Source organism: Methanocaldococcus sp., from assembly GCF_024490875.1.
Classification (GTDB): domain Archaea; phylum AGJL01; class Methanococci; order Methanococcales; family Methanocaldococcaceae; genus Methanocaldococcus.
Genome location: NZ_JACCLX010000033.1, coordinates 14989 through 31017, shown reverse-complemented (window position 1 = coordinate 31017; position 16029 = coordinate 14989). Strand labels below are relative to the sequence as shown.

The following is a 16029-nucleotide window of genomic DNA, read 5'->3' as shown; positions in this document are numbered from 1 at the left end:
CAAAAAAGGCATATATTTGTGGTAGAATGAGGATTTTAATGATGTCGTGGAAGTGTATAAAACATCCTTGGAAGGGAGGGGCGGAATTCGTTACTTATGAGTATCTAAAAAGGTTGGTAGAGAAAGGTCATGAGTGTGTTTGGTTTGTTCCAAAATTTAAAGGTTGTTTGGAAAGGGAAATTATTGATGGAATTGAAATTGTTAGAGATTTTAACATATACACAATACATATAAATGCATGGAGAAAATATTACTCTGAATTTAAAGGAAAGTTTGATGTTATTATTGATCAAATTAATGGCATACCATTTTTTACTCCATTATATGCAAAAGAACCAATAATATTTTTTATCCATCATTATGAAGATATATGCTGGGACTATGAAATGCCATTCCCGCTTAACAAGATAGGTAAATTTGTAGAGAGGAATTTTTTGAGATTATATAAAAACATTCCGACAATTTGTGTTTCACCTTCAACAAAAAAAGATTTAATTACCTTAGGATTTAAAGAGGAAAATATTTATGTTATTTATAATGGATGCGATGTTAAACCATTAGAAAAGATTAATTTTGAAGAAAAAGAGGAAAATGCTATATGTTTTGTTTCAAGATTAACTCCTATGAAGAGAGTTGAACATGCAATTAAAGCTGTTTATTATGTTAAAAAAGAGATTCCTAATGTAAAGTTGTGGATTTTGGGAAGTCCAAAGAAAGAAAGTTATTTATATAAATTAAAAATTTTAGTTGATAAATTAGGGTTAAAAAATAATGTTAAATTTTTTGGATATGTCCCTTTTGAAAAGAGAAATGAAATAATTAAAAAAAGTCAGATTTTGATAGTTACTTCCGTTAAAGAAGGGTGGGGATTAAATGTTATTGAAGCAAATGCTTTGGGAACTCCTGTTGTAGGATATAGGGTTTCAGGGTTGGTAGATTCTATTAAAGATGGGTATAATGGTTTGTTGGTTGATGATGGAGATATTATGAAATTATCTGAAACCATTATTAATTTATTGAAAGATGATGATTTAAGAATGAAATTAAGTAGAAATGCCGTTGAATGGGCTAAACAGTTTAGTTGGGATAAGAGTGCTGAGGAATTTAAGAGAATTTTGGAAATGGTGGTGAATAATGGATAAAAATCCTTTAGTTTCAGTAGTAATTCCAACACATAATAGAAAAAAACAGGTTGAACGGTTAATAAATTCAATTTTAGAAAATACTTATAAAAATATTGAAATAATCGTAGTAGATGATGCTTCAACTGATGGAACTTATGAATATATCAAAAAAAATTTTGATGATTTAACTAATTTAAAAATTGTAAGAAATGATAAAAATTTACTGCTTGCAGGTAGTAGAAATAAAGGTATAAACTTATCAAAAGGTGAATTGATTTTTTTAGTTGATGATGATAATGTATTGGACACTAAATGTATTGAAAATTTAGTAAAAGTTATAATTTCAGATAATAAAATAGGAATGGTTGGTCCTATAATGTATTATTGGAAAGATAAAAAAAGAATCTGGTGGGCAGGAACAAAAAGAAACATGTTAACAAGTAGGACTTATTTTATTGGTAGGGATCTACCTTTACCAAATGAGGATGTTTGGGAAACAGATGACTTTCCTAATGCTTTTATGGTAAAACGAGAGGTGGTAGAAAAAGTTGGAATATTTGACGAAAAAACATTTGCAATTCAGTATGATGAAGCTGATTTTGGAATGAGAGTAAGACAAAAAGGATATAAATGTTTAGTAGTTAAAAATGCCATTATTTATCATGACATGTCCCTTCCAGAAGAAATGGATAAAGATAGGCAATTCCACATATATGACGAAAAGAGAGCATATTATATGGGAAGAAATAGAATTATTTTCCATAAAAAATACTCAAAATGGTGGCAGTGTTTAATTTTTATTTTAGTGTATAATTGGCTTGTAACTGGATATTATTTAAAAGTTATACTGTTTGAATCTAAAAAGCCCTTCAGGGAGAGGTTAAAAATAGCAAAAGTTTATTTAAAAGGAGTTGTGGAGGGAATGAAATGGACAAACTCTTACTAATAGGAATAGATGGAGCTGATTTCAATATAGTTAGGGAATTATTAAACAATAACAAATTAAAAAACCTTGCAAGTATATCTGAAAATGGTTACTTCTCAAGATTAGTAAGTACAATTCCCCCATTATCTCCTGCAGCATGGACATCAATATTTACTGGAGTACCACCACATAAGCATGGTATTTGGGGATTTTTAAAGCAAAAAGAGGGTGAATACTTCTATAAACCCATTACATCAAAAGATAGAAAACACAAAGCAATTTGGAATTTACTTACTGAAAAAAACAAAAGATCTATCATTGTAAATATTCCATTTTCGTATCCTCCAGGGCGAATTAATGGTATTATGATAACTGGTTTGGGTTCTCCAGGTAAAGATTCCAATTTTGTTTATCCACAATCTTTAAAGAAATTCATTCTTGATAATTTTCCAAACTTTGATGTTGATCTTAACGAAGGAAAATTAGAAGAAGGGTACAGTATCTATAAATTGGAAAAAAATATTATAAAAACAGAAGAAGATCTAGTTAATTTATTTATTCATTTATTAAATAATAATGATTGGGATTTTAGTGCCATAGTTTTAAGATCATTAGATGTGATTCAACACTTTGCATTTGATAATAAAATGTTTGTAGAAAAACATTATGAAAGGATTGATAAATTGGTAGGTAGGATCCTAGAAGAAGTTGTTAATGGTAAGGAAGATATAAAAATCATAATAGCTTCAGATCATGGATTTAGAAAAGTATATAAAAGATTTTATGTGAATACATGGTTAGAAAAAGAGGGATATTTAAAACTAAAGTCAAGTCATAATCCTCTTTTAAAACTTGGCATTGACGCTGAAAAAATAAGGGGTTTTATGAAAAGACTTGGCTTAAAAGGAATCGTAGGGAAAATAGAACATAGCAAATTTGTAAAACATTTGCTTAAAATTTTACCAAGTAGTTCACATCAGTATTTGTTTAATGCTGATTGGAGTCAAACAAAGGCGTTCTTTTATAGGGGTTCAAATGGTTTGATAAAGATAAATGTAGAGGGGAGGGAGCCACAAGGTTGTGTAAATATAAATGATGTTGTAAAATTAAGTGAAGAAATAAAATCAAAACTAGAAAAAATTGTAGATCCTACTACAGGAACAAAAGTTTTTAGAAATGTGTTTTTGAAGTGGGATTTAGGTATAGATTCTTATGAATTTCCAGAAATTATCTTATTACCAAACGAAGGCTATGAAATATGTGATTATAATATGAATGGTTACTTGTTTGAAGATGTTCATGGTAGACCAGGAGATCATGGTTTATTTGGGATATTTATGAGCAATTTTGAACCTCCAATAAAAGTAGAGTGTGTGTGGGATGTAGGAAAATTGATAAAAAAAGAGGTGATTTAGTTGCAACATCCTGAAAAGGTGATTTGGGGAGGAAAACATGTAATCATAGTTACTCGTTCTCCCCCTGACGAAATAGAACATCCTACATTTGGTGGTAGTAGATTAGTGAGAAAGCTTAGAGAAGAATTAGAAGAAAATGGATCTAAGTGTTCTGTTCTCTCGTTGCATGATGTGCCTTCAATTTCCTTGTATTTTTTAAGAATACAAAAAAAGAAATATAGCAGGAGGAAATTTCTAAAAATGGAAAAAATACAATGGTTCCTTTCTTTATTAATATCTTTAATAGGTGATTTTTTAGCAAGGTTTGATGTTCTATTATATCTAAGACTTAGTCAAAAATTAAAAAGAATTAATCCAGATATAGTAATCTATAATGGATCTTTTGGAGCTTTCCCAGTTTTTTTAATTTCTAAGAAATTGAATTCTATGTTTGTTCTTTCTGAACATAATGTTGACTATTATTTTTACTTAGAAAAACTAAACAGCAAAATATCAAAACCATTTATTTCTCTTCTTAAGTTTATAGAACTCTCCACGGCTAAAAATGCTGATCTGGTACTCTGTTTTAATGAAAAAGATAAACAAAGACTTATTCATGATGGTGTTCCATCTAACAAAATATTGGTATGGAAATTTAACATACCGCAAATAACTAAGTATAAGGATTTTTCTCAACTTCCAAGAAAAATCAGAAATATAATAAAAGGTAAGCCTGTGGTTTGCTTTTTAGGAGCTGATTATAGTGTAAATGTACTTGCTGTTGAACATCTTATAGAGATTGCTAAATCTTTACCACATGTGATTTTCCTTATTGTTGGTTCTGTAGGTGAGAAATTTAAGCATAAAAATAATTTACCACCAAATGTAATTATTACTGGATATGTAGAAAGTATTGAGCCTTATTTAGCTGTTGCTGATATCTTTGTTAACCCAAAAATAACATCAGATACAGGGATAGAGGTAAAAATGTTCGACTATTTGAAATATGGTAAACCTATAATTTCAACTGAAATAGGAGCGAGAGGCTTTGAACATTACAAGAATGTTATTGTTGTTAGAGACTTGATTGAAATGAAAGAGAGAATAGAAGAATTATGTAAGGAGGTAGTAAAATGAAACCATTTAGTAAAGAATATTTTGAAGGAGGTAAACAAAGTAATTACAGATCATATAAAAACTGGGAAAAAGTAATAAGAGGGATTTACTTTTCTGAAGTTCTTAAAAATGTAAACGTTAGGGGAGCTAGAGTATTAGACATTGGTTGTGCTTATGGGTATTTCCTTAAATGTTGTGATGAGATTGGATGTGAAACCTATGGTATTGATATCTCAGAATATGCTATTAACCAAGCAAAAAAGGAGACCAATGCAAAATTATTTGTTCACGATGTAGACAAAGGATTGCCAATGTTTGAAGACGATAGTTTTGATTTGGTAACAATGTTTGATGTTATAGAGCATCTACATTCTCCTTATTTTGTTTTAAAGGAAATTTATAGAGTTTTAAAGGTTAGTGGCAAAATAATTATTACAACTCCTAATCTAAACGCAATAGATAGATTTTTGAAAAAAGTTTTAAGAAAAGAAAAGACTTGGCACGGTTTTAGGGATAAGACACATCTTTATCTATTTACACCAAGCTCATTGCGATTTCTCGTCGAGAGGGTAGGATTTAAAGTAGTGAAACTGGAAACACCATTTCATCCATTACTAAAGCCGTTACAAAAGATAGTGAATAAAACTGGCTTAGGTGGGCAAATATGGTTAGTTGGAGAAAAATAACAAATTCTAAAGTTGTAAGAGGAATAGTCGTTTTAGTATTATATTTCATCATTTCAATAACTTCTAATCTTTGGTTATTGACAAATGTTAGCAAAGGGCAAATATATGTGTATGGTTCGATGCCAATCCAGAAGCCAGTATCGTATGTCCCATGGCTTTTATGGGATGAATATATAAGTATACTAATAACACCAACACCACCGTCTAATTTAATATCTGTGATGTATCTTTTTAATCCAAAAATCGCATGGGTTTTCTATGAGGTATTATTACCGATAATTGGAGCAGTTTGCATGTTCTTGTTAATAAAGAAGATGTTAATAAAAATTACTAAAAAAGAAGGGTATACTTCCATTTATTTATCTTCAATCTTTGTAGGTGCAATTTATGAATTAATGTTACTATCAAAAAATACAGATATTTGGACAATGGGTTTTCTCTCAGTGCTTCCTATTGTACCATTTTTAACATTAAAAATCTTAGAATGTATTAATAATGATGATTGCCCTATTTTTGTAAAAGTGGCATATACTTCACTTTTGGCTTTATTTTTAGCAGCACTTTTTGATATTAGAATAATATTAGCTGGTTTATCCTTAATTTTCATATACTCTTTAGGATTTTTATCTCTAAGAAGTCTATTAACAAATCTAAAGGAGAAAATTCTACTAATAACAGTATTTTTTATTTTCTTTTTTATATTACGATTAATACCCAATATGTTTAGTATATACCTATATTCTCTTTCAAATACTAGAGGAATACCCCTACCAGTTATTGTGGGCCCATATAATTACCTCTATTCATTTGGAATAACATTCCCAGATAATACTTATTTAGAAATTTTTGGATTCTCAATTCTAATTATTGCTTTTTTGTCGCTTTTATTATACAAGAAAAATAAATTCGTTATTATCTCGACTTTTGCTCTCGTATTTTTATCTCTAATAACATTCAAATATTCTCCTCTTAAAAGTATTCAGTATCTTCTTACGACGTTATCTTTTGGATGGATTGATGTGGGGGTTATTTTTAGAACTCCAAGATTGTTTGTGAGCATAGCAATCATATTACTTTTATCTCTACTGGGAATATCCCTGTATGGCATATTCCAAATAAATAGAAACAGACTAACAAAGTCTCTAGTAGTAACTCTATTATTCTTCCTGTTGCTTGGATCGATATATGAGACTGCATATATTAATAATCACGAAAAAAAAGTTACACTAATTCCCCAAGAATACTCCCAAATAGCAAACTGGCTAAAAGATAATGAAGGTTCTTTCAGATCTCTATGGATTCCAAGAACTGGGAGATATCCCCCAGGTGAAAATCCAGTATGGTTTAAGACCAAGGGATGGGCAATTCCAGAATCATCATTTAAAATTCGCACATACTTTTATTATAGAAAACCAATGGAGTATCTCTACCCATTCCTATTACACATCTTAGAGAACAATAAAACAAAATCTGCCGCTTACATACTTTCCTATATTGGGGTTAAATATTTAGTTATTCACGATGACTACTGGTGGGATCGCTTACAAGGGATAGCTAAGCGAATAAAAGAGAACCTTGATAGTTCCCCTTACTTTAAACTCAGAGTACACACAAAGCATATATATGTATATGAAAACCTAATGGCCACTAAGAGTATTCACATAGGCACTATACCGGTTATTATAGATGGTGGTCTTAAGTCTTTATCGCAATTTATAGAATCTTCAAATCTGAATAGCAATTATGCAGTCTTCTTTACTGACTTACCCATTCCAAAAGATGTAATCTACTCAGCACCGATTATAGTTACTCCCTCTATAGACAACCTCAAATTCAACCTTCTTGTAAATTTGCTCATTGCGAATAAAAAAGAAAAATACATAATAGTACCGGCACACTTTACGGAAGGCATTGAAAAAGGAAAATGGCATCCTTATTATATAGATAATCCACACCATGCAGAATGGGAAATATTCTACAGTTGGAATTTCCCAAATGCAAGTTTTGAACACAGCTTTAAATTTAGTTGGGGATTTGTAGGATCTAAAAATCCTGGAGATTTCTTAAAAATCCCAGTAAACATCAAAAAAGAAGGAAATTATATATTATTAGTAAGGTATTTTGAAAATGACAAAGGTGGAAAAATAGATGTCTCCATAGATAACAAGACATTCTATATAACCACTAAGGGAAAAGAGAATGCATTCAGATGGTTTATTGGCAATGTAACACTCTCTGAAGGATTTCATATTCTGACGATTAAAAATGTCAATGGATTAAATGCTATAAATATCGTTGTTATTATACCAGAAGAGGAATTTGTGACCCTCTATAACGAGGTTGATGAACTTTTAAAACATAAGAAAATAATTTCATTTAATTTAGTTAAAAACTCATCCTTTGATGAAGTGTTCAATAATACTTCAAATTTTGAAAATAAAAAACTTAATAACACTCCAAGAACTATTACAGTATCAAAGTTAGAATATAAAAATGGCAAATACTTTGTGGATGTATTAACTCATATACAAAATGTTAGTTTTTGTATAACTATTCCTGAACAATATCACGGAGGTTGGGTAGCTATCGTAGATGGAAAAAAAACTATCAAGCCTATACCACAATTATTTGTAAATAATTTCTGGATAAAAACAAACACTACAGGGCTTCATCACATAGAAATAAAATTTTATCCTCAAGATACATGGAATATCATATATTTAACGAATGGTATTATTGTGCTTGCTATTATATTTATAAACTGCTTCGTACTAGTCAGAGATATGAAGATGTGGAAAAAACGTTAACTTTAAAATGCAACAAAGAATAATTACAAAAACACATGAACTAAACACAAATTCCTTGAATTTCACATATATATTTAACTATCTCACCTTCCAATTACTTAAAATGAGATGTCATCTGGCTATATTCAACCAAAAACAACGAAACTATAGAACAACTCTTTAAAGTTAAAGAAAAACCAGCAAAGATAATTTCATACAAAAAAATCAATCCAACCTTATGGGAAGTTCAAGTAAATGCAACAAAACCTTTCATGCTGTCATTTGCTGAAAGTTATGATCCACTATGGGAGGCAAGAGTATATAAAGATGGAAAATTGGTAGAGAAAGTTTCCCCAGTTCCATTATATGGAGTAATAAACGGCTTCTACATAAATGAAACAGGAAATCTAAAAATAATTATCAGATACAAACCACAGGATTGGTTTGATATTGGTTTAGCAATCTCTGGAATAACATTTATTTGCTGTATCTTCTACTTAATCTACGATTGGAGAAGAGAAAAAGGAGATAAATGGGCAATCAATTTAAATAAAAAACTAAATAATATAATATCAAAAATAAAAATTAGAAAATAACCCGAAAAATTCTATAAAATTCTTATTAAGGTGAAATTATGCCTACAAAGATAACAATAGAACTTCCCCAATCATTGACTAAAAAAGAGGCAATAGAGATTTTAAAAAGAGAGGCACTAAAAAAGAAATTTAAAAAAACTAAATTATTTGAAAAATATTCAAAAAATAAAGACACTGCCTATGAAATTGCTGAATATGTTGATAGATATTTAAAAAGATACTACAAAGATTTAAAATTTGATATTCTATTGGATTATGATTTAGATGAAGATATAAACATTATTAAAATCTTAGCCGATGAGTCAATCAATGAAGACACCTTATTAACCGCTGTGTGGGATGTTAGAAAAAACGCAATAAAAAAATTTAAAAGCTTAGTAGATTACAATGCTATCATTGCTGATTACAGGTGATAAGATTGACATTTAATGTTGAAGAGTTTAAAGAAATAGCTGACAAACTTCCAAATTTTGAAACTCTTCCATACGAAGGAAGATATAGAACTACGATAGGAAGATATTACTACTACACCTTTTTAAAAATAAGAGATATAATTTTAAAAATTGATGAAAGAGAAGAAATCCATGATTATTTTAAAACAGGAAAAGCTCATCTTTTGGTTAGAGTTTATTTATCAAAACTTGGAAATATTCTTAATTCAAATACCTTAAAAAATATTTCTTGGGATTTATATAATTTACATAATATTAGAAAATTGGCAGATTACAACACAGATATGTCAGTTAAATATAATAAAGTTAGAATTGCAAAGAGACTATCCTACAAAATCTTTGAAGCTCTTAACAATTTAGAATACGATGGAGTAGTTGGCTTTGAAAATATTTTAAAACATTTAAAGAAGATTGGAGAAAAAGAAGGTAATAAATATAAATACTTCCCAAGAGTTTAAAATTTTGGTGAAATAGAAGAGTATTTAATAACTAAGAACTCTCAATATCTATATCTTAAAAAATCTATTGAGGAGGAATTTAATTTATTATCTTTATTAAGGTGAAATTATGCCTACGACTTACGAATTAATCATAAAAGGAGATAGTTATGGATCAAAAGTTAGCAAAACATAGTATAATAATGATATTTTTCACTTTATCTGGAGCATTTTTTAACTATCTCTATCAACTTTTTATGGGGAGATTATTAACTCCTGAGGAATATGGGATTTTATTTTCTTTAATAAATATTTTTTATATTTTTAGTGTTATATCAGCAACAGTCCAAACTACAATGACAAAATACACATCCAAATTAAAGGCAAAAAATCAATTTAATAAACTCTCTTACTTTTGGAGATATGCATTAAAAAAATCCTTTATATTTGGGGTAATAACAACTATTTTATTTTTTATAATAACTCCTCTTTTATCAAACTATTTACATCTACCATCTCAATTACCAGCATTAATATTATTTTCATCTATATTATTTGCTTATGCACTACCAACAAATCAAGGCATATTAAGAGGACTTCAAAGATTTATTCCATTAGGGCTAACTCAAACACTATGGTCATTTTTGAAGTTCATATTAGGTATTTTATTGGTTTATTTAGGATTTAGCGTTAGCGGGGCATTGGCACCATTTTTAATTGCAAATATAGTTGTTTTTATAATCTCATTTTACTTCCTTAAAGATTTAATAAAAATAAAACCAGAACCATTTAAAATTCCAGATCTTTATAAATACTCAACTTTAACTCTATTATCTTTACTAACTTACACAACAAGTTATTCAATAGATACCATCTTAGCAAAACACTACCTAACAGATTTTTTAGCAGGAATTTATTCATCAGTATCTGTATTAGGAAAAATGATTCTTTTTGCTCCAGGGGGGATTGCAGTAGTTCTATTCCCAAAAGCATCAGAATTAAAAGAAAAAGGATTGAATCATTTCAATCTATTTATAAAGGCATTAATATTAACAATTATCCTAACGTTACCAATATTGTTGTTATTCAAATTCTTCCCTGAATTAACTATAAAAACTATCTTTGGAACAAAATATTTAAAGGCAATTCCATACTTAGCGAAATATGCATTGGCTATGTTCTTCTTTGCAATATCAGGATTGATTATGAACTATCTTCTCTCATTAGGAATTACAAGAGTATCTTATTTATTATCAATTACATTAATATTCGAAATTGTAGGAATCACATTTTTTAATCAAAATATAAGTCAAATAATAGATATCGTTTTAATAACCTCAATATTATCTATAATTGTTCAAATCCCATTTTTAAAAAGTATTAAAAATATTTTAACAAATTAACCCCTAAAATATAAATTCCCATAAATAATATTAAAAAATTTATAAATTTTCTAAGTTTATCTTGTGAAATATAAGAATTCATATGAGTTCCAACATAAACTCCAGGAATGGTTCCAAGAATTAGTGATAAAGCTAATTTGTAGTCAACATTTCCTAAACTTATATGGCTCAAAGCACTTAACGAAGTTAATAATACACCATAGAAAATACTTGTTCCTACAACTGATCTTGGAGAAAGTTTTGTGAAATTCGTTAATGCAAGAGTTATTAAAACTCCGCTACCAACTGATGTAAATTGTACTATCAAGCCTACTATAAATCCAATAAATACCAAAATAGAAGAATTAAAACCTATTTTTTTCACAAAACGTCCTTTCAAATTTATAATAGAAGTTATAATTAAAATCACACCTAATATTATTGTTAAAAAATAATTGATTTCACATCTATTAACCAATCTCAAAATTATAGAACCAATTATTATGGCTGGTAAACTTCCTAAAAATAATTTTATTGCTATATTATAATTTATATTTCTTCTTTTATTATGTAAAATAGTTCCCACAATCTTAGTTATAGCAGCATACAGTAAATCAGTCCCAACCGCTATTATTGGTTCTACTCCCAAAAATATTAATAAAGGGGTCATTAAAATGCCCCCACCAATTCCAGTTAAACCAACAAGATATCCTACAACAAATCCAATAAATATAAAGTATAATGACATAAAACTCACTTTTTAAATTTTAAAGATAGTTTAATTCCTTAGCCTTTTTAATAACTATTTCAACTTCCTCATCAACACTCATTTTGGAACTATCAACTTTAACTTCTGGATTATCTGGCTCTTCATAAACTCCATCATAGCCAGTTAATCCTTTTATTTCTCCTTTCAATGCCTTAGCATAAAGTCCCTTTGGATCTCTCTTAATTCTTACATTTAAAGGAGCATATACATAAACTTCCATAAATCTCCCAATTTCTTTTCTTGCATATTCCCTAACAGATTTGTAAGGAGAAATTAAAGAGACTATAGAAATTACTCCATTTCTTGATAACAATTTAGCCATGTAAATAACTACTTTATTGTGCATCTCTCTTGCCTCTTTACTAAACCCTAAATTTGGATATAAGGAATTTCTTATTTCATCTCCGTCTAAAATCTCAACTCTATGACCCATTTCTTTGAGTTTTTCCTTTAATGCCTTTGCTAATGTGGTTTTTCCCGCCCCACTCGGACCTGTAAGCCAGATTGTAAATCCTACATCAGATTTTTCCTTCATAGTATACTTCTCCCCCTTAGATTTTTTTCTATCCCAAAGATCTTTAAAACTGTAGGAGCAAAGTCATAAATAGTTGAGGTAATTTGCTTACTTTCATCCATTCCAGGTAAATAAATAGAAAATACTCCATACTCAGAATGAACCGCATCATCAGGCCCTGTATCATTCTCTAAAAGATATGGACTTTCATAACCTAATGTTCCAGCAGATCTCCAACTTAAATTATCTAAATACACCATCATATCTGGTTTATCTCCTTTTGTCATTGGATAAATATCTTCTGGATAAAAAACTTTAGTATCCCATTTTTCTCCATTTGGTCCCCTAATACTCTTAATAAGTTCTGCTACTTCCTCTCTGACTTTATGATAGTCTTCCATTTTTATTATGCCATTTGGTTCTCTTCCCTCAACATTGAGAAAGATTCTTGCGTAATAACCCCCCCAAGCCCATGCTATTGTTTTATTCCAATCAATATCCAAATTCTCAAATCTCAACTGTTTTCCAGATTTTAAAATCTCTGGATTTTTAATTTTTAGTAAACCTTCCTCAATCAACCATTGGTTTATTACAAATGCCCCTTTCATCGCCTTTATACCATGGTCGGATACAATAATAATAGCAGTTTCATCCAAATCTAAAAGTTTTAAAGTTTTTCCAATCTCTTTATCAAGGAGTTTGTAATAATCTGGAATAACATTTTTGTATGGGTTATTATCTCCAGGATATAAATGATGATTTTCATCAAAATATTTCCAAAATGCATGATGAACTCTATCCAAACCAATTTCAACAAATTGGAAATAGTCCCATTCTTTTTCTTGAATTAAATATCTAATAACTTCAAATCTTTTTTCTGTCATCTCCCAAAGTAATTCCTTTACTTCATCTCTATTATCTTTTCTAAAAACTACATCAAATATATACTCTCCAACGAGGTTTTCTATCTCACTTTTAAGAGATTTTGGATATGTGTAATCAACTGATGCATCAGGGGTTATAAAGCAAGAGACTAAATGCCCTTTAATAGGCTTTGGAGGATAACTTGGAGGAACTCCAACTAATATTGATTTTTTACCAACTTCTCCTAAATAATCCCACACTGCCTTTTCTTTAACCATCAAACTGTGAGCAATCCAGATATCATTATAAGTTCCTTTCTTTCTATGTCTAAATCCATAAAGTCCTAATTCCCCAGGAGTTTTACCAGTAGCCATTACCATCCAGGCAGGGATTGTAATTGCTGGGATACAACTTTTCATAGGCCCATAGATTGATTTTTCCAAAAGTTTTTTTATGTTTGGCAATTTATCTAATAACTTATCAAATAAAAGTTCTGGAGGTGCAGAATCCAAACCAATAACGAATACTTTTTTAACATTTTCCATTATATCACCTTAAATATGAATTTATAATTTTTAAAACTTCATTAATATCATCTTTTTCGCAAATACATCCTAAAACATCCTTTTTTCCTCCTACATTGTAATTTTTGTTTTTTAATGTTTGAATAAGTTCAGTCATATTGATTTTATTTATTAAATTAGATGAAATTCTGAAATATATCTGTGCCTTTCCATTAAAATCTTCATTTACTACTACTGCTCCATCATATCCCATTCTCCAAACAACTTTCCTTGCAACTTTTGAAATAATGTTGAATTTACTTTTAAATTCAATAAATGCGATTCTATTTTTAATTTCCATATTTGAAATTGCCTCTTCTATTGCATTATTGATTTTTTCAAGATTCTTGTTCCATTTTTCATACTCTAAAAGATCTTTTGGCTCTAAGTTTAAAATAACTTTCACAGCATTTTCAACCTCGTTTCTTTCCATTACAATATAATTTGAATCGATTAAATTTACCAACTTTAATGCTTCTTTTTTATTTATATTAGCAATATCAAGAAGTTTTTTAACTTTTGAAATACTAAATGCTTTTTCCCCAATATCTCCTATAGCCCCTAGTGTAGATAAATAGTTCCAAATGGAAAAATATTCAGAAACTACAAAAGATGCTGAGGGATAATCCTTTCCATCTAAAACAGGATTTATCTGTTTAACATTAGGATTTTTAATCTTTTTTTGTATATGATGATCAATAAATATTGTTTCCTTGGTAATATTTTCTACTTCTTGTGGAAGATTTAAATCCAAGACATATATTTTATTGTATTTTTCAATATACTTGTCAATTCTCTTATCAAATCTAAACTCTCCAATTGGAGGGGAGACATTCACAAAATCTTCCAAATTTAAGGCTTTAACTGTTAAAGCTGCTGAAGTTATTCCATCAGTGTCCCAATGATGAATTATCAGCATATTACTCCTCCACAAATGGATTTTCAAAACTCATTATTGTTTCATAAACCTCTTTTCTCATGAAGTATTCAGGAGGAACATCCCCATTAGCAATCATATTTCTTATTTTTGTTCCACTAAAATATTCTCTATCTTCCATAGGATGAGGGCAAATTCTTTCATTTACTATACCTTTACATTTTTTACAATAGAAGAATTCCTTAAAGAACATTGGCGTTATTCCCAAATCAGGGAAGTTTTTAAATATTTCTTGAGCTTCATAAGGTCCATAATAGTTTCCAACCCCTGCATGGTCTCTTCCAACAATAAAGTGCGTACATCCAAAATTCTTTCTCATTATTGCGTGATGAATAGCTTCTCTTGGCCCAGCATATCTCATCTCATATCTAACAGTTGCTAAAACTGCTGAATCCTTTGGATAGTAGTGCTTAAATAATGTTTCATAAGCTTTCAAAATAACTTCATCTTTATAATCTCCTTTCTTTTTCTTTCCTAAAACTGGATTTATAAATAACCCATCAACAAATGTTAATGCAGATTTTTGTAAATATTCATGCCCTAAATGAGGAACATTTCTTGTTTGAAATGCTACTATAGTTTCAAATTTTCTCTCTTTAAATAAAATTCTTGTTTCTATTGGTCTTAAAGTGTATTTTTCAAAAGGATTAGGCAATTCATTTAAAAGTTTAATCTCTCCTCCAACAAGATATTCATTCATATTATAAACTTTTGCTACACCAGGATGGTTTATATCAGTAGTTTTAAAGACTTTTTGAGCAAATTCTTTTTTGTCATAGTTGTAAATATCATCTACATTCATAACAGCTATTGGGATATTTTCATAATATAAAAGGATTTCATCTCCTACATCAAATTTTAAATCCTTTTCCTTTACATCTAAAACTATTGGAATGCTCCAAGGTAAGTCATTAGGTAATCTCATATCATCTAAAACTGATTGAAATTTATTTTCTACAAGAAAACCTTCAAGTGGGGAGTATATACCATGTGCAATATTTTCAATATCTATCGCAGTTCCTTCTCTAATATTTATTTTTTGATATTCATCTTTTTCTTCTAAAATTCTCTCTTTAATTTTCTCAGATAATAATTTCCTAACTAATCTACCACCATGTGGCTTTGAAACCATTATATCCACCTTAATTATATTTAATTAAGTTTAATTATTAAAAAAATAGATTTGTTAATCCAAATATCCTAATGCTCTTAATCTTTCTTTAACCTTTTCCTCTTCTTCCTCACTAAATACTTCTTCTTTTTCATCCTCTTCTAGACTTGCTAATACTTCCCTTAAAACATAGGTTACATAATCTGAGACAGATGTAAATCCAGTACCTTCAATTCTTTTTTTAATCTTTTCATAAAGTTGAATAGGTATTGAGACAGTTGTATATTTTCTTTCATCAGGCATCTTTTCACCTTAATTATATTTAATGATATTTAATTAAATTGTATTAGGTATATATATCTTACTCTATAAA

16 protein-coding genes are annotated in these 16029 nt (G+C 29.1%); 10 read left to right on the top strand and 6 right to left on the bottom strand.

Annotated features, from left to right (window positions below):
• Positions 1-26 precede the first annotated feature (26 nt).
• The 10 genes from HZY31_RS06045 to HZY31_RS06000 all read left to right on the top strand — a co-directional run bounded on the left by HZY31_RS06045 (position 27) and on the right by HZY31_RS06000 (position 10919).
• Complete coding sequence (locus tag HZY31_RS06045) at positions 27-1142, top strand: glycosyltransferase family 4 protein (protein WP_297318528.1); 1116 nt, start codon at positions 27-29, stop codon at positions 1140-1142.
• Positions 1135-2070: a glycosyltransferase family 2 protein gene (locus HZY31_RS06040; RefSeq protein ID WP_297318527.1), complete on the top strand. Its 936-nt coding sequence runs from the start codon at positions 1135-1137 to the stop codon at positions 2068-2070. The genes HZY31_RS06045 and HZY31_RS06040 overlap by 8 nt, the downstream gene beginning before the upstream one ends.
• Positions 2052-3464, top strand: coding sequence for an alkaline phosphatase family protein (locus HZY31_RS06035; RefSeq protein ID WP_297318526.1), 1413 nt, complete (start codon positions 2052-2054; stop codon positions 3462-3464). The genes HZY31_RS06040 and HZY31_RS06035 overlap by 19 nt, the downstream gene beginning before the upstream one ends.
• Positions 3465-4580 (top strand): glycosyltransferase family 4 protein, encoded by a 1116-nt coding sequence (locus HZY31_RS06030; RefSeq protein WP_297318525.1) that lies wholly within the window; start codon positions 3465-3467, stop codon positions 4578-4580.
• Complete coding sequence (locus HZY31_RS06025) at positions 4577-5245, top strand: class I SAM-dependent methyltransferase (RefSeq protein WP_297318524.1); 669 nt, start codon at positions 4577-4579, stop codon at positions 5243-5245. Before HZY31_RS06030 ends, HZY31_RS06025 begins: the two co-directional genes overlap by 4 nt.
• The gene (locus tag HZY31_RS06020) at positions 5224-8052 is read left to right on the top strand and encodes a carbohydrate-binding protein (RefSeq protein ID WP_297318523.1); all 2829 of its coding nucleotides are present in this window, start codon (positions 5224-5226) and stop codon (positions 8050-8052) included. Before HZY31_RS06025 ends, HZY31_RS06020 begins: the two co-directional genes overlap by 22 nt.
• A gap of 251 nt (positions 8053-8303) precedes the next feature.
• Positions 8304-8627: a hypothetical protein gene (locus tag HZY31_RS06015; RefSeq protein WP_297318522.1), complete on the top strand. Its 324-nt coding sequence runs from the start codon at positions 8304-8306 to the stop codon at positions 8625-8627.
• 38 nt (positions 8628-8665) lie between these two features.
• Positions 8666-9040 (top strand): hypothetical protein, encoded by a 375-nt coding sequence (locus tag HZY31_RS06010; protein ID WP_297318521.1) that lies wholly within the window; start codon positions 8666-8668, stop codon positions 9038-9040.
• Positions 9037-9537: a hypothetical protein gene (locus tag HZY31_RS06005; RefSeq protein WP_297318520.1), complete on the top strand. Its 501-nt coding sequence runs from the start codon at positions 9037-9039 to the stop codon at positions 9535-9537. The genes HZY31_RS06010 and HZY31_RS06005 overlap by 4 nt, the downstream gene beginning before the upstream one ends.
• A gap of 149 nt (positions 9538-9686) precedes the next feature.
• Complete coding sequence (locus HZY31_RS06000) at positions 9687-10919, top strand: oligosaccharide flippase family protein (protein ID WP_297318519.1); 1233 nt, start codon at positions 9687-9689, stop codon at positions 10917-10919.
• Here the strand turns inward: HZY31_RS06000 and HZY31_RS05995 are convergent.
• The 6 genes from HZY31_RS05995 to HZY31_RS05970 are packed head-to-tail and all read right to left on the bottom strand — an operon-like array spanning position 10897 to position 15959.
• Positions 10897-11646, bottom strand: a complete 750-nt coding sequence (locus HZY31_RS05995) for a sulfite exporter TauE/SafE family protein (protein ID WP_297318518.1) — start codon at positions 11644-11646, stop codon at positions 10897-10899. The two genes, HZY31_RS06000 and HZY31_RS05995, sit on opposite strands and share 23 nt — an antisense overlap.
• Positions 11647-11665: 19 nt before the next feature.
• Complete coding sequence (gene cysC / locus HZY31_RS05990; RefSeq protein ID WP_297318517.1) at positions 11666-12202, bottom strand: adenylyl-sulfate kinase; 537 nt, start codon at positions 12200-12202, stop codon at positions 11666-11668.
• The gene (locus tag HZY31_RS05985) at positions 12199-13590 is read right to left on the bottom strand and encodes an alkaline phosphatase family protein (RefSeq protein WP_297318516.1); all 1392 of its coding nucleotides are present in this window, start codon (positions 13588-13590) and stop codon (positions 12199-12201) included. Before HZY31_RS05985 ends, cysC begins: the two co-directional genes overlap by 4 nt.
• A gap of 4 nt (positions 13591-13594) precedes the next feature.
• Entirely contained in the window at positions 13595-14527 is a 933-nt protein-coding gene (locus HZY31_RS05980) for a DHH family phosphoesterase (protein ID WP_297318515.1), read from the bottom strand.
• A gap of 1 nt (position 14528) precedes the next feature.
• Entirely contained in the window at positions 14529-15677 is a 1149-nt protein-coding gene (sat, locus tag HZY31_RS05975) for a sulfate adenylyltransferase (RefSeq protein ID WP_297318514.1), read from the bottom strand.
• 54 nt (positions 15678-15731) lie between these two features.
• The gene (locus HZY31_RS05970; protein WP_297318513.1) at positions 15732-15959 is read right to left on the bottom strand and encodes a ribbon-helix-helix domain-containing protein; all 228 of its coding nucleotides are present in this window, start codon (positions 15957-15959) and stop codon (positions 15732-15734) included.
• Positions 15960-16029: the final 70 nt, after the last annotated feature.

Excerpts from the sequence above, each read along its gene's own strand:
- HZY31_RS05985 (WP_297318516.1), bottom strand. The coding sequence starts at position 13,590 with ATGGAAAATGTTAAAAAAGTATTCGTTATTGGTTTGGATTCTGCACCT.
- HZY31_RS05980 (WP_297318515.1), bottom strand. The coding sequence starts at position 14,527 with ATGCTGATAATTCATCATTGGGACACTGATGGAATAACTTCAGCAGCT.
- HZY31_RS06020 (WP_297318523.1), top strand. The coding sequence starts at position 5,224 with ATGGTTAGTTGGAGAAAAATAACAAATTCTAAAGTTGTAAGAGGAATA.
- HZY31_RS05995 (WP_297318518.1), bottom strand. The coding sequence starts at position 11,646 with ATGTCATTATACTTTATATTTATTGGATTTGTTGTAGGATATCTTGTT.
- HZY31_RS06010 (WP_297318521.1), top strand. The coding sequence starts at position 8,666 with ATGCCTACAAAGATAACAATAGAACTTCCCCAATCATTGACTAAAAAA.
- HZY31_RS06015 (WP_297318522.1), top strand. The coding sequence starts at position 8,304 with ATGCTGTCATTTGCTGAAAGTTATGATCCACTATGGGAGGCAAGAGTA.
- HZY31_RS05970 (WP_297318513.1), bottom strand. The coding sequence starts at position 15,959 with ATGCCTGATGAAAGAAAATATACAACTGTCTCAATACCTATTCAACTT.
- HZY31_RS06040 (WP_297318527.1), top strand. The coding sequence starts at position 1,135 with ATGGATAAAAATCCTTTAGTTTCAGTAGTAATTCCAACACATAATAGA.
- HZY31_RS06045 (WP_297318528.1), top strand. The coding sequence starts at position 27 with ATGAGGATTTTAATGATGTCGTGGAAGTGTATAAAACATCCTTGGAAG.
- HZY31_RS06035 (WP_297318526.1), top strand. The coding sequence starts at position 2,052 with ATGGACAAACTCTTACTAATAGGAATAGATGGAGCTGATTTCAATATA.
- sat (WP_297318514.1), bottom strand. The coding sequence starts at position 15,677 with ATGGTTTCAAAGCCACATGGTGGTAGATTAGTTAGGAAATTATTATCT.
- cysC (WP_297318517.1), bottom strand. The coding sequence starts at position 12,202 with ATGAAGGAAAAATCTGATGTAGGATTTACAATCTGGCTTACAGGTCCG.
- HZY31_RS06025 (WP_297318524.1), top strand. The coding sequence starts at position 4,577 with ATGAAACCATTTAGTAAAGAATATTTTGAAGGAGGTAAACAAAGTAAT.
- HZY31_RS06000 (WP_297318519.1), top strand. The coding sequence starts at position 9,687 with ATGGATCAAAAGTTAGCAAAACATAGTATAATAATGATATTTTTCACT.